We start from the raw sequence: 17,349 nt of genomic DNA, 5'->3' as shown, positions 1-17,349 counted from the left end.
CAAACATGCGTCATCGTTTTCTGATAGTTCTAATCGGGCAACCCTTGCCAACTCTGTTTCCTGCTGGTTCTAAAAAGCTTTTAGTTTAACGCCAATCAACTTTCTGCGAGACACTTATAAGTGCATGGTCTTTAACGGCATTGACTCACTCCTTTTCAATTAAAACTCAATATCATGAAGAAACTTTTCGCCAATAAAAGCAGAACCTGCGGCAGATAAGTGATTTTTATCTGAATATAAGATATTGTTATTAATTTTTGCATAACACTTTTCAGTGTCGCATAAATACTTTTTAGTATCAAAGACCTTCATGGCTGGAAACTCGGTAATGACTTTCTGAATGATTGATTTGTACGCTTTGTCATTTTCATCTAAATCATGAATCGATTGTGCGCATTCCGCATTGAAATTATCAACTATGTTGAATGGGCGAGTTTTAGCGCAGTGTTTGGGATTAAAACCGAGTTCAGGATTGTCGACGACGAGAATAACATTCTTACCCGAACTAAGCAGTTTGGAAACCGTATTGCGGAGACCCTGATAATAAATTTCTGTGCTATCTTGAATAGAATCGTTGCCGAGAATGCCAATTTTGAAACCATTCAGCTTGGATTGGAAATCTTTTCCGTTTATATACCAAGAGCCGCGGCTAGCTAATAAAACAGTTTTTATTTCTTGTGTTTGGATGGAAAAATCCAAGGCTTGCTGCATGCTTTTACTGCAGGTTTCGGTCTCGCCCCTAAAGACTTGAACATTAATGTAGGGTAAGCAACCGCCTTGATAAATGATTGAGAAGTTTTGATTTAATTTGTTGAAGTCATCGATAAGGCCCATGGTGTTATGCACGGCATGGCTGTCGCCGATAGCGATAAGGGTCGGTTTTAATTGAGGATTGCTGATAAAACATGCAATATCGCCGGTTTGAATTGAGAACTTTGAGCAATCTATTTTTTTAATGGCGTTCAGATTGCCCTGGCTCATCAGTTTGAATTGTTTTGCGTTGGCTTCGGCATCAGGGAATCGTCCGGCAAATCCATTATTATGATAAGTATAGTAGCCGAGGCTCCCCGTTAACGCCATCGTTGAAATCAAGCCCCACAACGTATAGGGTTTAGCGCTAAATCGCAAGGGCGTCTCGATAAACCGGTAAGTCAAATAGGCTAAGGTAAAGCTCAACAAGGTCGCTACAATTTTTAGCCAAGACTTAATGCTGGTTTCTTCAGAAATAATGCGCAAAAAAGATATTATAGGCCAATGCCATAAGTATAGTGGATAGCTTATTAATCCAATCGCAACTAAAGGCTTTGAACCTAAAACATATTTATTGAAAAGGTTGTTTTTGGGCGATATGATTATGAGTGCCGCTCCCAAAGTAGGTAATAGAGCCGGCCAGCTTGGGTAGTTGCGTGATTTATCGACAAAGTGAAGGCAGGAAAGTATTAATAATGTACCCAGAACAGGAAGTATATTGCCTATGGCTTGGTTTCTTATTGAAGTTTTATTGAATGTTTCGCCAAATAGTATGCCGCCCAACGCCAGTTCCCAAAACCTTGTTACCGGCAAGTAAAAGTCTGCATTTTTGCTTATTTCGGCTTCATATAGATTGAATGCGAATGAAACTATAATAAATACCAGCAGCGTTTTTTTGATCGGAAATCTCAGTTTAATGCAGAGTGTAATGACGGCTGGCCAGATGATGTAGAATTGCTCTTCGATGCTTAAAGACCAAAGGTGGAGCAAAGGCTTGAATTCGCTGGACACATCGAAATATCCGACTTCACTCAGTAAGAGAAAGTTTGATAAAAAAATCGAGCCGCTGGATATGTGGAGAGCTAAGTTTTGGTATTCCGAAGAGAGCAGCGAGAACCAGCCGAATAAAAAGCAGCTTAATAAAACCGTTATTAAGGCTGGGAAAATGCGTTTTATTCTTCTCTTGTAAAAATCGGATATTTTAAACTGGCTTTTTTGATGCTGGTTCGCGATGATCGATGTAATCAGATAGCCGGATATGACAAAAAAAACATCCACGCCAACGAATCCGCCGTGTAAATTGACATAATGAGATAGAAATACCAAAATAATTGCTAAAGCTCTTAAGCCATCTATTTCCGGTCTATATTTTATATCCATTGCTTTTAATTCTTTAATCCTGAATTTATCGGATGAGTTATGAATCGGTTTACGTGCCAAAATCTTTGATAGGTTGATTAGATAGGCTGACGAAGGAAGCCCGTCGGGTCGTTCGCGACTGATGGGCTTCCTGCCTCAGACCATCTTATGGCTCTATTAGTTAGAATTATTTGGGAACAGGGAAGTGCCGCAAAGTCAGCGCGGAGGCCTAAATCCTCAATATTATTAAGATTAATAAACGGTTTGGCAAGAGAAGGGGATTAATCTCGAAATGCACCCAGCCGTGGGTAGGCATCGTGCGCCATTTTCAAAGTGTTCCGATGATTCAGGCCCCCTCCTGTGTTGCTCCACCTCCTGCATCCATGCAGTCGTAAAGCGAATCCGCCTTATCCTTGTAAATAAAACGTATGTAATTTTTGGTTTTGTCGATACAATGCAAAGTAATGGGCAAATATTTTTTGCACTACTCTAGCCAATGGCCGCTTTTTAGCCTACCCACCTTTATCTAAAAAGCATGGTCCTTGAATAACCCAAGCCGCCACAGCCAGGGTCTATGCGATGAGGTAACGGCTATGCGATCATTACTGTTGGTATTAACAATTGCCATTGGCGTCTTCTTATTCGGTTATGTTCCCGGAGCTGACGCCGCCACATCCAAAGACAAGGCGCATGCCAAAAAAACGGCATCCGCCAGCACGATCGATGTGTGGGGGCGTATTCGCTCAGGAATGAAAATCCCAAGTCCCACTCCTGTAAATCCAGCAAATCACGAACGCTCTGGATCGAAGGCTGTCACGCTTCATTCCAATTCTTCCACGTCCATTCTGAAAATGCGCCAGGATTCTGACGGGATAGCACGCTATTCGCAGTCTGCACTCGACGGTCCTCCGCAAACAGCAATCGCGCCTGTTCATCGTTATACCGAATTAGGCCGTCTGAAATTGGACCAGCATCACTATACAGAGCTTGGCCGGAAACTCTTGGGTGCGAAACCCTCGGCAACAACCGAGAGCAACTGCACGCCCCCGCCTTCAGTTAAGAGGCATAAAGCAAACGCACCCGAAACGGAGGATAGCGAACCAGCTTTAGTTAAACTGAAGGGACGATTGAAAATAGCGGATGCTCGCCCTGATTTTAACCAGACGAAACCTAACAAGGAATTATCGGAATCGGCTAGCAGGCTCAACCGCTATCAGTTTTTAACCGCATTATCCAAATCCATGCGCGCGGATGAGTCGGAAAAATCTGCCTCGACCTGTGACGAGCGGCAATTGGCCGCGATCAAGGCTAATAGCAAACAACAAAAGCCCAAAGAAAACTTTCCCGAAAAACAGAATGTCCGGGGCGGACAGCAAAGTCAACAAGCAGCGATAAATGATCGCATCGATAAATTCATCGCGGCCTACACCCGAAATCCTGATTTTCTTTATCGTGTGGCCGAACGTGCGCATCCCTACCTTTATCATATAGTCGAAAAGCTCAGTCAATATCGATTGCCATTGGAACTGGCCTTGCTTCCGATCGTTGAAAGCGCTTATCAGCCCACGGCCGAGTCGGCTAAACAAGCGAAAGGGCTATGGCAATTCATTCCCAGCACCGGCATGGATTACAATCTGGTACAAAGCCATAATTATGACGAACGGCTTGATATTCCAAAATCTACACAAGCGGCCATTCGTTTTCTCAGCGGTTTAAATCATCATTTCAACGGTGATTGGTTGCTCGCCTTAGCGGCATATAATTCAGGACAAGCGACTGTAGATAATGCGATCAGCCATAATCTGGCCGAAGGTTTACCAGCCGATTTCTGGTCGTTAACTTTACCCGAAGAAACGCAGAATTATGTCCCCCGCTTGCTGGCGCTATCCAAAATCTTCTCCCATCCGGCCAACTATGGCATCAAACTGCCTTCGATTAAAAATGAGCCGTATTTTGTCAAAGTCCAAATTGACCATGAATTCGAGGTAAACTATCTGGCGGAAAAAGAAATCAGCACTATCGCCAGGCTGGCTAATTTAAAGCATGATCAATTCTGCAGGCTCAATCCCAGTTATCTCGGCTCCACCTTATCGCGCAAGCGTTCTTATGCTTTTTTGATGCCGCCGGGTAATGCGAACGAACTTCGCCAGCGTTTGGCGAATATAGCCCGATTCATGTCGGAACCCGCTTTGCCTCTGAAAAGCATTGTCCTGAAAGAAAAACCGCAAGCCGACAGGGATTTATATGATCCGTCACTGTCTTTGGTCAGCGAGTTAGTGTTCAGAAACCCCTCTGATCTGCCGAAATTTGCAACCCCCTTTTTATCGCTCAACGTGGATGGCGAACAAAGCATACTGACTGTTATGGGGCAGCCCTTGGTTTAAGGGCTGGATTGCCTGGCCCGATATTGGTGTATTTTGGCTATCGTCTTGGAGGACTGCGGCGTGAGGCGTGAAAGCGGCCACGAAGTCTTCCGCCGAGTCGAACAAAAAATGACACATTACGATATAGGCGGCTTCGCTGCCTGGAATCACGCCGTCGAGGCCCTGTTCCAAGCCGAAACGCCTGCCTGGGTGGTTTGGGTAAAGGATACTGATCTATATCATGGATTCTCAGAAGTGGTCGAGTTAATCCCGTATGCCGCGCCGAATGCGGGAGCATCAGCGCGCAGGATATGGTAATGTTAGGAACCTCATCGTTTTCGATAGATACGATTCTGGTATTCAGGACATTTTATGGAGCGAGCCCAGCTAATTTTCACTTATTCTTCAAGGTGACTCAAATGCCTTCTACTCCCACCGTCAATGCGGACCCTTTCATGATGGAAGCCATCGCCGAGGCGGAAACCGGGCTCGCGGAAGGCGGAATCCCGATCGGGTCAGTCCTCGTCCATCGGGGCAAGATCATTGGTCGAGGCCATAATCGCCGGGTTCAGCGCGGCAGTGCGATCCTGCACGGCGAAATGGATGCCCTCGAAAATGGGGGCCGGTTGCCGGCGTCCGTTTATACGCAGAGCATTCTGTACACGACGCTTTCGCCTTGCTCTATGTGTACAGGCGCTATCCTGCTTTACCGAATTCCTCATGTCGTCGTCGGCGAAAACATCACTTTTATGGGCGAAGAGGCGTTGCTGCGGAGTCGGGGCGTCATCGTCGACGTACTCCAGGATGCCCGCTGCATCGAGGTGATGAAACAGTTCATTTGCAATCACCCGACGCTCTGGAACGAGGATATCGGCGTGTAATTCGGGGTCATGTCATACGGACGTGACATAGTCAGGCGCATCCCATATGGCTACCCGGCTTGCTCTTGGGACAATTGCTTGTTGATCACGGATGGCAGCTGTTTAGGCGACTGGATCCGTAATTGTTTATTGACATTGAATCGTCCAAACACCACTTCAATATCATTGACGGTGACACCGAATTCTTTTGCCAGGAATCGAACCATATGATCGGTTGCTTTGCCCCCGACTGGCGCGGCGGTGACACTCACTTTCAGTTGATGGCCTTTAGGCTTGCCGATGGCATCCTTGTTTGCGCTCGGCGTGCCGAGAATGTTCAGCACCAGGATGTCGCCATCCCAGGCGCAAAAAGAGTCTATCGCCAAGCCTTTGCGCCCGGAGTTGCCTTCGGATTTTGATTTTGTTTTTTTCGGTTTTGCCACAGCGTTTTGGTCGTGAATGATGGGCTTCGTAAATCGGTCCAACCAATGGTCCTGCAAGCGACTACATGATCGCAAATCGATTATACAAGTAGAAAATAGTTTTTTGTCCCCAGGCGCCCAGGCTTATGCTTTCTCTGTACCGTAATCCGCATTTTCAATAAGCTGGTGGAAAAACGAAGCCATAATAAAACCAAAAAACCATTCCTTAAGAAGGTAATCTCTGTTGTTGGGCTTTTTTTCTTAGTGGATGTTATTTGGAGCTTGGTCTCGCTTCATGCTTGGATTTTCATTTTTTCTGGTGTAGCCGTATTTTATATCCTCTCTTACATAATAAAACTTAAAAAATAAGCTAAAGCCGCAGCCAGAGAAAACCCTTCACCACCTTTCATAATCCTATGGATGTAAGACGGATTCGCCGAAGGCAATCCGCCATTTCGAAGCCTGTCTCCGTTCTCGGTGGATTGCTGGCGCGAATCCGCCCTACGGTCCTGTCAAAATTAGGCGAGCCATGCGTAACTACCCGCCTTATGACATCCGGAAAGCCTGGCTTCATCCAAAGTACGGAAGGCTTGCGGGCCTATTCCACGAACGCATTGCAGATCAAGGACGACCCCGGTCAAACAAAAAATAGACATAGAAATAAGGGCTGTTCAGCATTAGGCTCGACTTATCGTTGATGCAATTGGCGGACAAATTTTTCTTTGCATATTCGATCAGCACAGCTTCCGTCTTGGCAACATAATCGAGAGAATTTGATTCGTAAAGTACGATCATCCCGTCAATATCCTTGGAACTGTAGTGTTCACTTAGACGACGATGAGGATCATTGGTCATTCCGATGTATATCGTTTTTTGCTTTTCGGCGTACTTTTTGACCCTGCGCTTCAGTGTATCAATCAACTGAGAATTGTAATGCCCACTACAGCGATCTTCAGGCCAATAGGTAACATAGGCATCATTGGGGTCTTTAAGACCGGTATTGACGGTTCGGAGAAGTGGTATTAAGGAAATATTCTTAACCAACAGATAAAGCGAAAAACTCTGATTACCGAAATATTGCGGGCCTTTCGTGTTGAATTTAATTTTGCTATAAACATTGTGGCGCTCGAAATATTTTATCATCTCGTTTTCTACCTGGATGGCGAAAGCCAGCGAATAAGTGCCGTACACTACTATCATTTCTTCCCATTCCTTGTAGCCTAATTCAGCCATCTTGGCTTGATGTTGTGCAAAACGCGCTTCAGGATCATGAGTAATTCCAACATAAACACCAAGATCCTGAGTGCCTCGGTCACGGTAGTAAGTGAATAGCAACAAGTTCATTGGCATTTCTTGAGCTCTCTAAGTCATTGATTTGCTATTCACAGGTTGCAAACGAACTTCTCGCGAAGCACTTACTGACCGAGCGCCCTTTTCAGGCTTGTAATAAGCTGACCCGGCGATGTTGTTGAGTCGTGCGGACTATTATTTTCAAAATAATGATAGCGGACATTACTATTTGGCATGAATACATCCCCCGGGAACGGTTTGTTTGATTGTGTATTATTAAAGCTTACGAGTGCCGGATAAATAGGCTGGCGTTTCGCTGGGATTCGCGCGTTCATCCCTGTCTACGCGCTATAAATTTACCGATCAGTCCCGTAGCCCGTATGCAGCGTTAGCGGAATACGGGAAAATCGAAGCTACAAACCTTCGAGATAACAACGCCCTCTCTTGCTGATGCAATCAATAGATTAAACCGAAAGTCCAAACCCAACCTGGATTCCGCTGGCGCTCCTTTAGGCTCGCTTAACTCTCACCATGACGCCGATGCCAAGCCACATGAAAAGCAAAGGTCGCTTCTGTGTAGCCCCCGGATTCCGCTGCGCTGCATCCGGGCTACTCGCTCGCCCGCCGTTCCGTCACCACGGTAAAGAAAAACGACCCACCCTACACGGCTCATCTGATTACGGATCAGGAAGATTTTAACCGGCATGTCGATTATATCCATTGGAATCCGGTAAAACATGGCATTGTAAAGCAGGCGGCGGGTTGGGCTTATTCAAGTTTTCATCATTATGTAAGGCTTGGCGTTTACCCGGAGACATGGGGCCACAACGGCAAGTTTGATTTTGAGGCAGGAGAATAGAGATTGATGATGGGCTGACGAAGGAAGCCCATTTATAGCTCTTCATAGTTCTTGAGGTAATCAAGATTGTCCAAATCGCAGAAAAACTCTTCTAAATCTTTAAGATACTTCTTTTTGTGAGGTGAATGTTTCTTCTGAATGTGAAGGGTTATATGGTTGCCATCAATCTCTTGGAACCATAATTCAAGCACCCCTCTTATGCCCCATTCATCTTCCTTAATGGGTTCTCGTTGTTCAGCCGTAATCCCTAGATCATTGCATAGCTGCTGCATGTTCCACGACTTTGAATCGTCGAAGTGGAGAACGATATTATAGATTCTTGGTTCTAAAGCGGCCATAAATGCATTTCTTCATGCTTGATGTGAAGTCACGTAGCGCGTGTTCCCAAAATCGCGGTTGCCAGATGCCGCGCCGTCGATAGCGTAGGCGTGATGCCGTCACCGGTTGTTCGGCATTTCCCAAAGCCAGCCAATGTTGGGTGAAGTGTTTTTTAATGATGCCCCACCGTTTGGAGTAATCGCCGTCATCCTTTGGCATAGTCCAGATCGCGTGAATGTGGTCGGGCAATATGACCAGCGCATCGACATGAAAAGGCAATTGCCTCCTGCAATACCGGATCGCCGCTCGTAAACAATCCCGTGCCCGATCATTCGCCAAAATGCCCGCCCGCCGCTCCGTTACCACGGTAAAGAAAAATGATCCACCAGGCACATAACAGCGGCGATAATCAGACAAGGACAGCCTCCGAAAAAATGCATTTTGACGGTAAGAACCGCCGTAGGGTACGCATCGCGTACCATTTTCAAAATGTTCCGTTGGGTCAGACCTAAAAAGGTATGCGATGCATACCCTACCTGGCTCGTAAACAATCCCGTGCCCTGTCATTCGCCAAAATGCCCGCCCGCCGCTCCGTTACCACGGTAAAGAAAAATGATCCACCAGGCACATAACAGCGGCGATAATCAGACAAGGACAGCCTCCGAAAAAAAGTGATCCGATAGGGAAAACCGCCGTAGGGTACGCATTGCGTACCATTTTCAAAATGTTCCGTTGGATCAGACCTAAAAAGGTATGCGATGCATACCCTACCTGGCTACCCGTGTATAGCGTAGCGGAATACAGGAATTCGGCGGCACGGATTATCCCGGATTCCTTTTACACTCCATCCGGGCTGCCTTGCCGGACGGACGGGCATGCTGCCCCGTCCACACCATTTTTCGTTTGTTTCCAAATCTTGGTGTTGGCAAAAAAGGTTAGGGACGGAGTTGCAAACTCCGTCCCGCATAAGTCCATACCATTATCCTATGGCTCTTATCCCAGCTTATTAGCAAGGTCAGACATGTAGCTTTCGTTAATCTCTTTATAATCAAGGCCCAGCAAGTTTTCATAAGTTGCTACGCCATCGGAAACTAGCGAATCAACGCTATGGGCAACTTCCATGTCTTGAATGCAGTATTGCTCGATATATTGAGTGAGTTCAAGAGACTCGTTAAACCATTCTCCGTGAGAATAAGTTTCTCTGAATTTGTTGTGTAATTCGTACTCAGTTCTCTTGTCACCAGGATGAGCGCCGAGAAAAACTAATGTATCTGGTGAACCGATTTGTAGAGCGCCTATCCTTTTATGAATAAATCGCGTCGTAAATCCGATTTTTATGCGGCGGGTAATTTTGCCCTGTAAGAAATAGATCATGGCCGCGCCTAACAAGTTATTAAACGGATCCGTATATCACTCATTTTTTTCATGATATACGGATAAACTTATCGATAATTACCTGCTGTCATCTTACCCGCACTTACTCTCCCCACAATTCAAACAAGTCATACACCCATCCATCATCACCATCGCTTTGGTGCTGCATTTGTTGCAGAGCACGGCTTTTTCGGGAAAAGCCTGGCCTTCGGATGCGCCGTGCAGCGCTTCGAACTCGCGCCGTTTCTCGTCGAGCAGCTTTTTCTGGTGGTCGGTCATCGCTTCCGGTTTGATCATGCCGATGTGCTTCAAGTGCGCTTCGATCGCATGACCGATTTCGGCGACCAGCGACGGCATGAACACGCCGCCTTTTTTGAAATAGCCGCCGCGCGGGTCGAACACCGCTTTCAATTCCTCGACCAGGAAGATCGCGTCGCCGCCTTTCCGGAACACCGCCGAGATGACCCGCGTCAGCGCCAGCACCCACTGGAAATGCTCCATGTTCTTTGAGTTGATGAAGATTTCGTAGGGGCGGCGCTCTTCGTGTTCGGTGCCCTGGTTCAGGATGATGTCGTTGATCGTGATGTACAGCGCATGTTCCGACTGCGGGGTCTTGATCTTGTAGGTCGAGCCGACCAGCACTTCCGGGCGCTCGACGTTTTCGTGCATGCGCTCGAGGGCTTGCTGTTTCGTTTCGACTGCGGTCTGTTCGGCGGCGGCCTTGTCTTCCTGGGTCAGCACTTTGTAGCCGACGATTTTTTTGCTGATTTTATGTGTCATGATTTTGTCAGATATTAGGGTAGAAAACGGATTTCAATTACACCAGTTGTCATAATCTTATGGACTATCGACTGTCAATCTCGTCAATCTTCGCGGCATCCAGATAGAGCGTATCAGGGCAAATATCCTGTTCATTGGGCCAGTGTACCGTGCCGTCATTCACGAAGGCTTGCTTGAAATAATGTTTGTCTTGCAATTGTTTGAATATGCCAAAGTTCAGTAAATGCTTGCAATCATAAAGCCCTTGTTTGCCATCGGTAAACTGTAAAAGCAGTTGATAATCGTCCGTTGGCATAACGGATTTGACTCGGGGATTCATAGCTTTACTTTAATGGTTCAATTTTATAAGGCTGCTCGCCAGAAACGGCAAGTTGCCAGTCTGCTAACAATTCATCTTTGTGGAGTTCTATCCATGCTTCTAAAAGTTTCATCTTGGCTTTTGGAATGCTGCCGTCCAGAGCTTCGCCATCCGGAATGGCGACAATGACTTCATCGTTTTGGTATTTCGCATGAATATGCGGCAATTTGTGCTGCTTGTTGTCAATGAAATACATATACACAATAATTCCATAAAACATTGAAATGGCTGGCATGCTTTTTACCTTTATCTGATGTTTAACAGACTGGCTTCGTGGAAAAGTTTTTTTAAAACTTGCCGTAGTAGCCTTCTTTCAACGCGTCGAACAGATTCGCGGCGGTATGGATTTCGCCGTCATATTCGACTTCTTCGTTGCCTTTGAATTCAACCACATGGCCGTCTTCGAGCGTGAATTGATAGGTGGTGTTTTCCAGGTCCTTGTCCTTGACCAGCACGCCCTGGAACACTTCCGGATTGAAGCGGAAGGTCGTGCAGCCTTTCAGGCCCTTTTCGTACGCATACTGGTAGATCGACTTGAAGTCCTCGTAAGGGTAATCGGTCGGCACGTTCGCGGTTTTCGAGATCGACGAGTCGATCCATTTTTGCGCGGCGGCCTGAATGTCGACATGCTGCTTCGGCGTGACGTCGTCGGCGGCGATGAAATAAGACGGCAATTGTTGGCTCGGTTCGTCGCTGTACGGCATCGCGTTCGGATTGACCATTTCGCGGTAGGCCAGGAGTTCGAACGAATACACGTCGACCTTTTCCTTCGATTTCTTGCCGGCGCGGATCACGTTGCGCGAGTAGTGGTGCGCGAAGCTCGGCTCGATGCCGTTGCTGGCGTTGTTCGCGAGCGACAGCGAAATGGTGCCGGTCGGCGCGATCGAGCTGTGATGGGTGAAGCGGCAGCCGGTTTGCGCGATGTCGGCGACCAGTCCGGGTTCGACGTCGGCCAGTTGCTGCATGTAGCGGCTGTATTTCGCGTGCAGCACCTTGCCGGGTATTTGGTCGCCGATCTTGTAGCCGTCCGCGATCATTTCCGGGCGCTTGTGCAGCATTTCGCCGGTCACCATGAACAGTTGTTCCATGATCGGTGCGGGTCCCTTTTCCTTGGCCAGTTCCAGGCCTTCCTTCCAGCCTTCGATCGCGAGCACCTTGGTCACCTCTTCGGTAAAGCGCAGCGATTCGGCGTCGCCGTATTTCATGCCGAGCAGGGTTACGGTCGAGCCTAGGCCCAGGTAGCCCATGCCGTGGCGGCGCTTGCTGAAGATTTCATCGCGTTGCTTGGACAAGGGGAGGCCGTTGATTTCGACTACGTTGTCGAGCATGCGGGTAAAGATGCGCACCGCTTTGCGGTAAGTGTCCCAGTCGAAATGCGCCTCGCTGGTGAACGGCTTGACCACGAAACGGGTCAGGTTGATCGAGCCGAGCAGGCAGCTGCCGTACGGGGGCAGGGGCTGTTCGCCGCAGGGGTTGGTCGCGCGGATGTTTTCGCAGAACCAGTTGTTGTTCATCTCGTTGACCTTGTCGATCAGGATGAAGCCGGGTTCGGCATAATCATAGGTCGAGCTCATGATGATGTCCCACAGGCGGCGCGCGGGCATTGTCTTGGTGATCCGGCAGGCGACCAGGCCGTCGTTGTTGACGATGTAGCCGTCCTTGCCGGGCAGGTCGCGCCAGAGGATTTGCTTGCTGTCGCTGAGGTCCAGTTTGTCGGTCTTGACTTCCTTCTCGGTAACCGGAAACGACAACGGCCAGGGCTGGTCGTTCTTGACCGCTTCGACGAATTCCTTGGTGATCAGCAGCGATAGGTTGAACTGGCGCAACCGGCCGTCTTCGCGCTTGGCGCGGATGAATTCGACCACGTCGGGGTGGCCGACATCGAAGGTCGCCATTTGCGCGCCGCGGCGGCCGCCGGCGGAGGAGACGGTGAAACACATCTTGTCGTAGATGTCCATGAACGACAAGGGGCCCGAGGTGTAAGCGCCGGCGCCGGAGACGTAGGCGTTTTTCGGACGCAGGGTCGAAAATTCATAGCCGATGCCGCAGCCGGCCTTCAACGTCAGTCCGGCCTCGTGCACCTTGGCCAGAATGTCGTCCATTGAATCGCCGATCGTGCCGGACACGGTGCAGTTGATCGTCGACGTCGCCGGTTTGTGTTCCAGGGCGCCCGCATTCGAGACGATACGCCCGGCCGGAATCGCGCCCTGGCGCAATGCCCACAGGAATTCCTTGTAGTATTTCTCCTGCTTCTGCTTGCCGATTTCGACTTCGGACAGCGCCTTCGCGATCCGCTGATAGGTCTCGTCCATAGTCGCATCGATTGCCGCGCCTTCTTTGGTTTTCAGGCGGTATTTGGTGTCCCAGATGTCGAGCGAGGCATCCTGAAAAGGAATTTCGGTTACGGTGTTGGGGATGACATGAAGAAGTGCGGTCATGGCGATCTCTCGGCTTGGTCGTGGGTGAAAGAGGAGTAAAACGACGTTAAATCAGCAAGTTAGGCGAATGATTAATTGCCGATAAAATGTCCATATGTGGATATTATTATTTATATTAACACAACATATAGTGCTTAAAAGAAAAATGCATTGCCGGATTGAAAGCGCGTTGGTGGAAAAAAATAGATGCTGAAAAAAGGCTTTTAGAATCAAGGAGCGAGTTAAAGGAACTCGAATTCGGTTGAGAAAAAAATCAATTTTGGTCCGGGCAACTGCGAAAAAAGCACCGCAGAGGCTGCGCCCGGCATAAAAATTATGCCTGGGGGATTGCAATTAAATCTTCATGGGTTATCATAATGGGCTACGGAGAGATGGCTGAGTGGTTTAAGGCAGCGGTCTTGAAAACCGTCGTGGGTTTGTAGCCCACCCAGAGTTCGAATCTCTGTCTCTCCGCCATTTCGCTATTTTTTCTTTATTCCATCACTTACGAGTGATGAATTGCGCAAAAAAGTTAATAAGCTGGTTAACTTTTCATTGGACAGAAAACCTGTCAAAAACTCCGGTCATTGCGGCCACATCTAAGAAGCTTCGGATCTCCACCTCGTCTCTCAAATCCTTACTACTGCGCGTAAAGCATGAAACCTCCGCATGCCGACGAAGGCCACGTCGCCGATCGGGGGTAGAAAAGTCGTTTGTTAATCCTCAAGAATTTAATGGATATTCTGCTAGTATTAATCCAAGCAAATTATTCACTTATGCAAGAACAAGGCAGCGATGAATTTATTGACTTTACTTGACGATCCGCTCTTCTCAAATGCAGTGCCCTTTGAAAAAACGGTGTTCCGTAAGCAAGACATCGTTCTGGAACAAGACGACGAAGGTCGGGACGTTTATTTTATTCTGCAAGGCGAAGTGCAAGTCAGATCAATGATAGCGGACGAAGGCACACTGTCCGCGGGACTGGCGCGTCTCGGAGAGAATGATTTTTTCGGTGAGTTGGCGATGTTTGACGGTGAGCCGCGTAGCGCGGAAGTGATCGCGCTGACTGATTGCGAGATTGTCAGAATTGATGGGCCAAGTTTGATCAGGTTTATGGATCAGAGCCCGGAAAAAGGCTATTTTGTATTGCGCGAGATGTTCATGAATCTGGTGCGGCATTTGCGCCAAAACAATATCCGAACTAAAACCGTCCTACAATTATATTTGAACGAAAACGAAGCATAAAATTCCGATCTGATTATGGCTAGGGTTTACCTCGATTGATCGAAAATGATCGGCGCGTCCCTGCGCCTAGCCTCGGAAAGCTTTTTTTACATCCTGTCAGTTTGAGAGATTGTTCTTGACCAGTTTTCTGAACAGCCCGAGCAACCATTCCCGCTTGATTACCGCCCAATAGCTGAACAGCCCGAGCAACAAGCCGATGATCAGCTTGCCGAATGCCGAGGATTCTTCCTGATTGGCGGTCGTTGGAGATTGCGCCGAAGTGGTGGATGAATTTGCCGGAGAGTCGACCGAACTAGGCTGAACGATTTGTACGGCTTTCTTGGCCGGTTGATATCCGGCTTTCACGTCGGGAAAGCCGAGGCTGTGCCAGGCGTCCATATCCTGCCAGATCGGATATTTTCTCTGCCAGAATTCCTTCGTGAAATAAGGCGCGAGGCTCATGCCGTGCAACGACGGAATGCCTTTTTCGTCCAGGAATTTTTTATAGACGACCAAGCTGATGTCTCCGCCTTCGCCGACACCATCGGTCGTAAAGGCTTTTTCGACATGGTCGTGGAACATCCAGACACCCTCGCCAAAGCTGTGTAGGCCGTCGTCGACGCCCGAAAGCTCAAGGTCGAGACGCTGCGCCGGCGTCAGGCCGTGCACGTCGCGGGTAATGAAGGCGTTCGGGCCGTTATCGACGCCGTCGTAGTGCGTCGAGGTCGGTTTATGTCCATGTATATGCACCGCGATCGTTTCCTGAGTGCCGTTATAGACGCGCAACTTGACCTTTTGGTCTTGCTCCAAAACAACCAGCGACTCTCGGAGTGTATAAGGGAACGAACGGCCGTTCAGCATGTAATAGTCGTCTTTTGCTTCTGTTACGTCGTAATCCAGATTCAGCCGTTTCCCTATCAGGCGCGGATCATTGACCGATCGTGCCAGCTCGTGTAATTCCTTGTCCGCGGACTGATAATGCAGATCGTATTCCGAGTTATATTTTTCGAGAATGGCGACCGACGGGTGGCGCACTTGGCCCGCGCCAACGTTGAAGACCTGCGGCCAGTTGTTCGGGCGGTTTTCCTCGATTACGAACATGCCCTGCAGGCCCATAGGAATGTGCACATGCGGCTGCACGTGGCAATGATAATACATCGTGCCGGCCTGACGCGGCTTGATCACATAGGTTTTCTTTTGTCCCGGCATCACGTCCATCGAACTGGTCTGGCCGACGCCGTCGTTGCCGCTGCCCATATGGTCCATATAAGGATGGTCGATGCCGTGCAGATGGATCGAATGCGGTAGGTAGTGCGTATTTTCGAGCACCAGCCAGATAATGTCATTCTGTTCGACGCGAATGACCGGCGACGGCGCGCGCAGCAATGGGTTTGCAATCGGCTCGTAAAGGCTCAGCGTCGACATATCGCGGGTTTTCGGCGCGAATACCCAGAAGGTCGGTTGAATGCCCGGTGCAATATCGAAGGTCGTAGTCGGGTCTTTCATATCCGGCGAATGGCCGTTTAGTTCGGCCACTTCGAGCTTGATGATGTATTTGTCAGGGTCGCCGTCGCCGTCCAGGTCATCCGACATCGTGATCGCGTCGGCGGCCAACTGGGTCTGCATTAGGGTGTCCATCGAAATGTTGTTGGTGCCTTTTACAAAGGCGGCGATTTCGGCGGGATTATCCGGGTTGCAGAGCAGAGATTCCTGAATATCTACGCCGTCAATGACCTGGGCCTTGCGCCATTCGGGATCCGTGAAGTTGGAACAGACTTCTTCCACCGCGCCCATTTCGGTTTTTCCGTTGGGCGGCAGATCGGTGGCGGCCTGGCTCCACGCAGGCGCAAGGAGCAGGGGGGCGCCACAAAGAATGGCAAGAAGCTTTTTTTGCATAAAATACCTCGGAAAACTACACGAATAAAACACTCGCCCGTGGGGAGCAAGTATAATTACCATACTGATTCTAACAAATTAGAACGTCGAAGTCTTCCTTGACGGCAAGCACGACATCAATAAAATCAATGATTATAATGGATGGTTGGTAAGGTGAAAAGTTCAGTATGCCGAAACTTGACCTTCGGAGCTTACATGGCGGGATTGGGTCAATGCTCGTAAGCAAGAGTCGATGCCGAAAGCCGGCTTTCTTTGTTCGAAGGGTGCCGGGTTAAGAAATTTTGCATTTTTAACTACGGGAGAATGATAAGGAGTCTATTCATAATTAGAGTCTGCTCAAAAATCCTCAATCGGTCATAAAACTAACAGATCGGTGTGGAAGTGATTGATGTGAGATGCATCCTTGGCTGATTTTTAATGATGCTGCCTTACAAATTTCAAATTCAGGCAAACAATCCGCACAGTTTTTGACGCATGTTGTTTAAAAACCGCGCACATGATTGTTAATAAAATGAAGAATTATGATTATTTTATAAAAGGATATGATTTTCTGAGCAAGCCCTAATACTCGACCGGCAACAGATCAGCCTGCCGAGCTTCCAGCCAACTTTTGGCCCCCGCTGGCCTGGCCTTCAGGTAATGCCGGATGCGGCAGGAGCTGTAGACAATGTCCTGATACGCGCAAGCGGGGCAACACAGCACATAACCACCCAATGTCGCGGTACGGCACTGTTCGATGGCTGCGGACATGGCTTTCAGTTGACCCAAGCTTAAGTGAGTCTGCTGAGTCTGTCGCCATGCAGGTCTGTGGGCGCGGAAGATATCCGCCGCCGCCTCGAGCGCGAGAATGTGTCATTCGCCTTGTATTTCTAAGAGTCTGAAAACTGCTTGAAAGCGGACGTGTCGTTTTGCCTGAGATTATGTCTTTAATGAGAATATGGACTCTTTCTGATTCATCTGTTTGAACCGCCCTGGGTTTGATGGAGGCTTCAACTTTTGAGAAGATGAAGCTATGAAAGAGAAAACCACAAACCATTATTCACCCGAATTTCGGGAACGAGCGGTTCGCTTGGTGCGGG

At 48.4% G+C, this 17,349-nt stretch carries 17 protein-coding genes and 1 tRNA gene; 5 read left to right on the top strand and 13 right to left on the bottom strand.

Annotation, left to right across the window (positions count from 1 at the left end; genetic code table 11):
* Positions 1-159: 159 nt before the first annotated feature.
* Positions 160-2,190 carry an acyltransferase family protein gene (locus U2W12_RS01140; RefSeq protein WP_326498835.1) on the bottom strand — a complete coding sequence of 677 codons (2,031 nt, stop codon included), beginning with the start codon at positions 2,188-2,190 and terminating at the stop codon, positions 160-162.
* A 512-nt stretch (positions 2,191-2,702) separates the two neighbouring features.
* Here U2W12_RS01140 and U2W12_RS01135 point away from each other — a divergent pair.
* Positions 2,703-4,493, top strand: coding sequence for a transglycosylase SLT domain-containing protein (locus U2W12_RS01135; RefSeq protein ID WP_326498834.1), 1,791 nt, complete (start codon positions 2,703-2,705; stop codon positions 4,491-4,493).
* On the opposite strand, the gene U2W12_RS01130 is transcribed toward U2W12_RS01135, so the two are convergent.
* Positions 4,431-4,643, bottom strand: a complete 213-nt coding sequence (locus U2W12_RS01130; protein ID WP_326498837.1) for a hypothetical protein — start codon at positions 4,641-4,643, stop codon at positions 4,431-4,433. The genes U2W12_RS01135 and U2W12_RS01130 overlap by 63 nt on opposite strands.
* Between U2W12_RS01130 and U2W12_RS01125 the strand changes: the two genes are divergently transcribed.
* Both U2W12_RS01125 and U2W12_RS01120 read left to right on the top strand, forming a co-directional pair.
* Positions 4,554-4,790 carry a hypothetical protein gene (locus U2W12_RS01125; protein WP_326498838.1) on the top strand — a complete coding sequence of 79 codons (237 nt, stop codon included), beginning with the start codon at positions 4,554-4,556 and terminating at the stop codon, positions 4,788-4,790. The genes U2W12_RS01130 and U2W12_RS01125 overlap by 90 nt on opposite strands.
* Before the next feature lie 101 nt (positions 4,791-4,891).
* Positions 4,892-5,353, top strand: coding sequence for a nucleoside deaminase (locus U2W12_RS01120; protein ID WP_326498833.1), 462 nt, complete (start codon positions 4,892-4,894; stop codon positions 5,351-5,353).
* Between the two features lie 50 nt (positions 5,354-5,403).
* Here the strand turns inward: U2W12_RS01120 and U2W12_RS01115 are convergent, their stop codons facing one another.
* From U2W12_RS01115 to U2W12_RS01075, 9 genes are all read right to left on the bottom strand, one after another.
* Positions 5,404-5,775: a DUF167 family protein gene (locus U2W12_RS01115; RefSeq protein WP_326498832.1), complete on the bottom strand. Its 372-nt coding sequence runs from the start codon at positions 5,773-5,775 to the stop codon at positions 5,404-5,406.
* Positions 5,776-6,375: 600 nt separating this feature from the next.
* Positions 6,376-7,104, bottom strand: coding sequence for a hypothetical protein (locus U2W12_RS01110; RefSeq protein WP_326498831.1), 729 nt, complete (start codon positions 7,102-7,104; stop codon positions 6,376-6,378).
* Positions 7,105-7,935: 831 nt separating this feature from the next.
* Positions 7,936-8,241 (bottom strand): hypothetical protein, encoded by a 306-nt coding sequence (locus U2W12_RS01105; protein WP_326498830.1) that lies wholly within the window; start codon positions 8,239-8,241, stop codon positions 7,936-7,938.
* Positions 8,213-8,638 carry a transposase gene (locus U2W12_RS01100; protein ID WP_326498829.1) on the bottom strand — a complete coding sequence of 142 codons (426 nt, stop codon included), beginning with the start codon at positions 8,636-8,638 and terminating at the stop codon, positions 8,213-8,215. Before U2W12_RS01100 ends, U2W12_RS01105 begins: the two co-directional genes overlap by 29 nt.
* 576 nt (positions 8,639-9,214) lie before the next feature.
* Entirely contained in the window at positions 9,215-9,595 is a 381-nt protein-coding gene (locus U2W12_RS01095; RefSeq protein WP_326498828.1) for a GIY-YIG nuclease family protein, read from the bottom strand.
* Positions 9,596-9,688: 93 nt separating this feature from the next.
* Positions 9,689-10,375: an NrdJb gene (locus U2W12_RS01090; RefSeq protein WP_326498827.1), complete on the bottom strand. Its 687-nt coding sequence runs from the start codon at positions 10,373-10,375 to the stop codon at positions 9,689-9,691.
* Positions 10,376-10,439: 64 nt separating this feature from the next.
* The gene (locus U2W12_RS01085; protein WP_326498826.1) at positions 10,440-10,670 is read right to left on the bottom strand and encodes a DUF2442 domain-containing protein; all 231 of its coding nucleotides are present in this window, start codon (positions 10,668-10,670) and stop codon (positions 10,440-10,442) included.
* A gap of 28 nt (positions 10,671-10,698) precedes the next feature.
* Positions 10,699-10,968 carry a DUF4160 domain-containing protein gene (locus U2W12_RS01080; protein ID WP_326498825.1) on the bottom strand — a complete coding sequence of 90 codons (270 nt, stop codon included), beginning with the start codon at positions 10,966-10,968 and terminating at the stop codon, positions 10,699-10,701.
* A gap of 52 nt (positions 10,969-11,020) precedes the next feature.
* On the bottom strand, positions 11,021-13,171 hold the full coding sequence (locus U2W12_RS01075; RefSeq protein ID WP_326498824.1) for an adenosylcobalamin-dependent ribonucleoside-diphosphate reductase: 2,151 nt from the start codon (positions 13,169-13,171) through the stop codon (positions 11,021-11,023).
* Between the two features lie 365 nt (positions 13,172-13,536).
* Here U2W12_RS01075 and U2W12_RS01070 point away from each other — a divergent pair.
* Both U2W12_RS01070 and U2W12_RS01065 read left to right on the top strand, forming a co-directional pair.
* A tRNA-Ser gene (locus U2W12_RS01070) sits at positions 13,537-13,627 on the top strand.
* Between the two features lie 363 nt (positions 13,628-13,990).
* Positions 13,991-14,395 carry a cyclic nucleotide-binding domain-containing protein gene (locus U2W12_RS01065; RefSeq protein ID WP_326498823.1) on the top strand — a complete coding sequence of 135 codons (405 nt, stop codon included), beginning with the start codon at positions 13,991-13,993 and terminating at the stop codon, positions 14,393-14,395.
* A gap of 96 nt (positions 14,396-14,491) precedes the next feature.
* On the opposite strand, the gene U2W12_RS01060 is transcribed toward U2W12_RS01065, so the two are convergent.
* The gene (locus U2W12_RS01060; protein WP_326498822.1) at positions 14,492-16,270 is read right to left on the bottom strand and encodes a multicopper oxidase domain-containing protein; all 1,779 of its coding nucleotides are present in this window, start codon (positions 16,268-16,270) and stop codon (positions 14,492-14,494) included.
* A 561-nt stretch (positions 16,271-16,831) separates the two neighbouring features.
* The gene (locus U2W12_RS01055) at positions 16,832-17,092 is read right to left on the bottom strand and encodes a transposase zinc-binding domain-containing protein (RefSeq protein WP_326498836.1); all 261 of its coding nucleotides are present in this window, start codon (positions 17,090-17,092) and stop codon (positions 16,832-16,834) included.
* Positions 17,093-17,349 lie beyond the last annotated feature (257 nt).

Origin of the sequence: Methylomicrobium sp. Wu6 (genome assembly GCF_035916875.1) — a bacterium.
Taxonomy (GTDB): Bacteria; Pseudomonadota; Gammaproteobacteria; order Methylococcales; family Methylomonadaceae; genus Methylomicrobium.
This window is presented reverse-complemented; position numbering and strand designations above follow the sequence as displayed.

Excerpts from the sequence above, each read along its gene's own strand:
- U2W12_RS01135 (WP_326498834.1), top strand. The coding sequence starts at position 2,703 with ATGCGATCATTACTGTTGGTATTAACAATTGCCATTGGCGTCTTCTTA.
- U2W12_RS01120 (WP_326498833.1), top strand. The coding sequence starts at position 4,892 with ATGCCTTCTACTCCCACCGTCAATGCGGACCCTTTCATGATGGAAGCC.
- U2W12_RS01110 (WP_326498831.1), bottom strand. The coding sequence starts at position 7,104 with ATGCCAATGAACTTGTTGCTATTCACTTACTACCGTGACCGAGGCACT.
- U2W12_RS01105 (WP_326498830.1), bottom strand. The coding sequence starts at position 8,241 with ATGGCCGCTTTAGAACCAAGAATCTATAATATCGTTCTCCACTTCGAC.
- U2W12_RS01095 (WP_326498828.1), bottom strand. The coding sequence starts at position 9,595 with ATGATCTATTTCTTACAGGGCAAAATTACCCGCCGCATAAAAATCGGA.
- U2W12_RS01090 (WP_326498827.1), bottom strand. The coding sequence starts at position 10,375 with ATGACACATAAAATCAGCAAAAAAATCGTCGGCTACAAAGTGCTGACC.
- U2W12_RS01085 (WP_326498826.1), bottom strand. The coding sequence starts at position 10,670 with ATGCCAACGGACGATTATCAACTGCTTTTACAGTTTACCGATGGCAAA.
- U2W12_RS01080 (WP_326498825.1), bottom strand. The coding sequence starts at position 10,968 with ATGCCAGCCATTTCAATGTTTTATGGAATTATTGTGTATATGTATTTC.
- U2W12_RS01075 (WP_326498824.1), bottom strand. The coding sequence starts at position 13,171 with ATGACCGCACTTCTTCATGTCATCCCCAACACCGTAACCGAAATTCCT.
- U2W12_RS01060 (WP_326498822.1), bottom strand. The coding sequence starts at position 16,270 with ATGCAAAAAAAGCTTCTTGCCATTCTTTGTGGCGCCCCCCTGCTCCTT.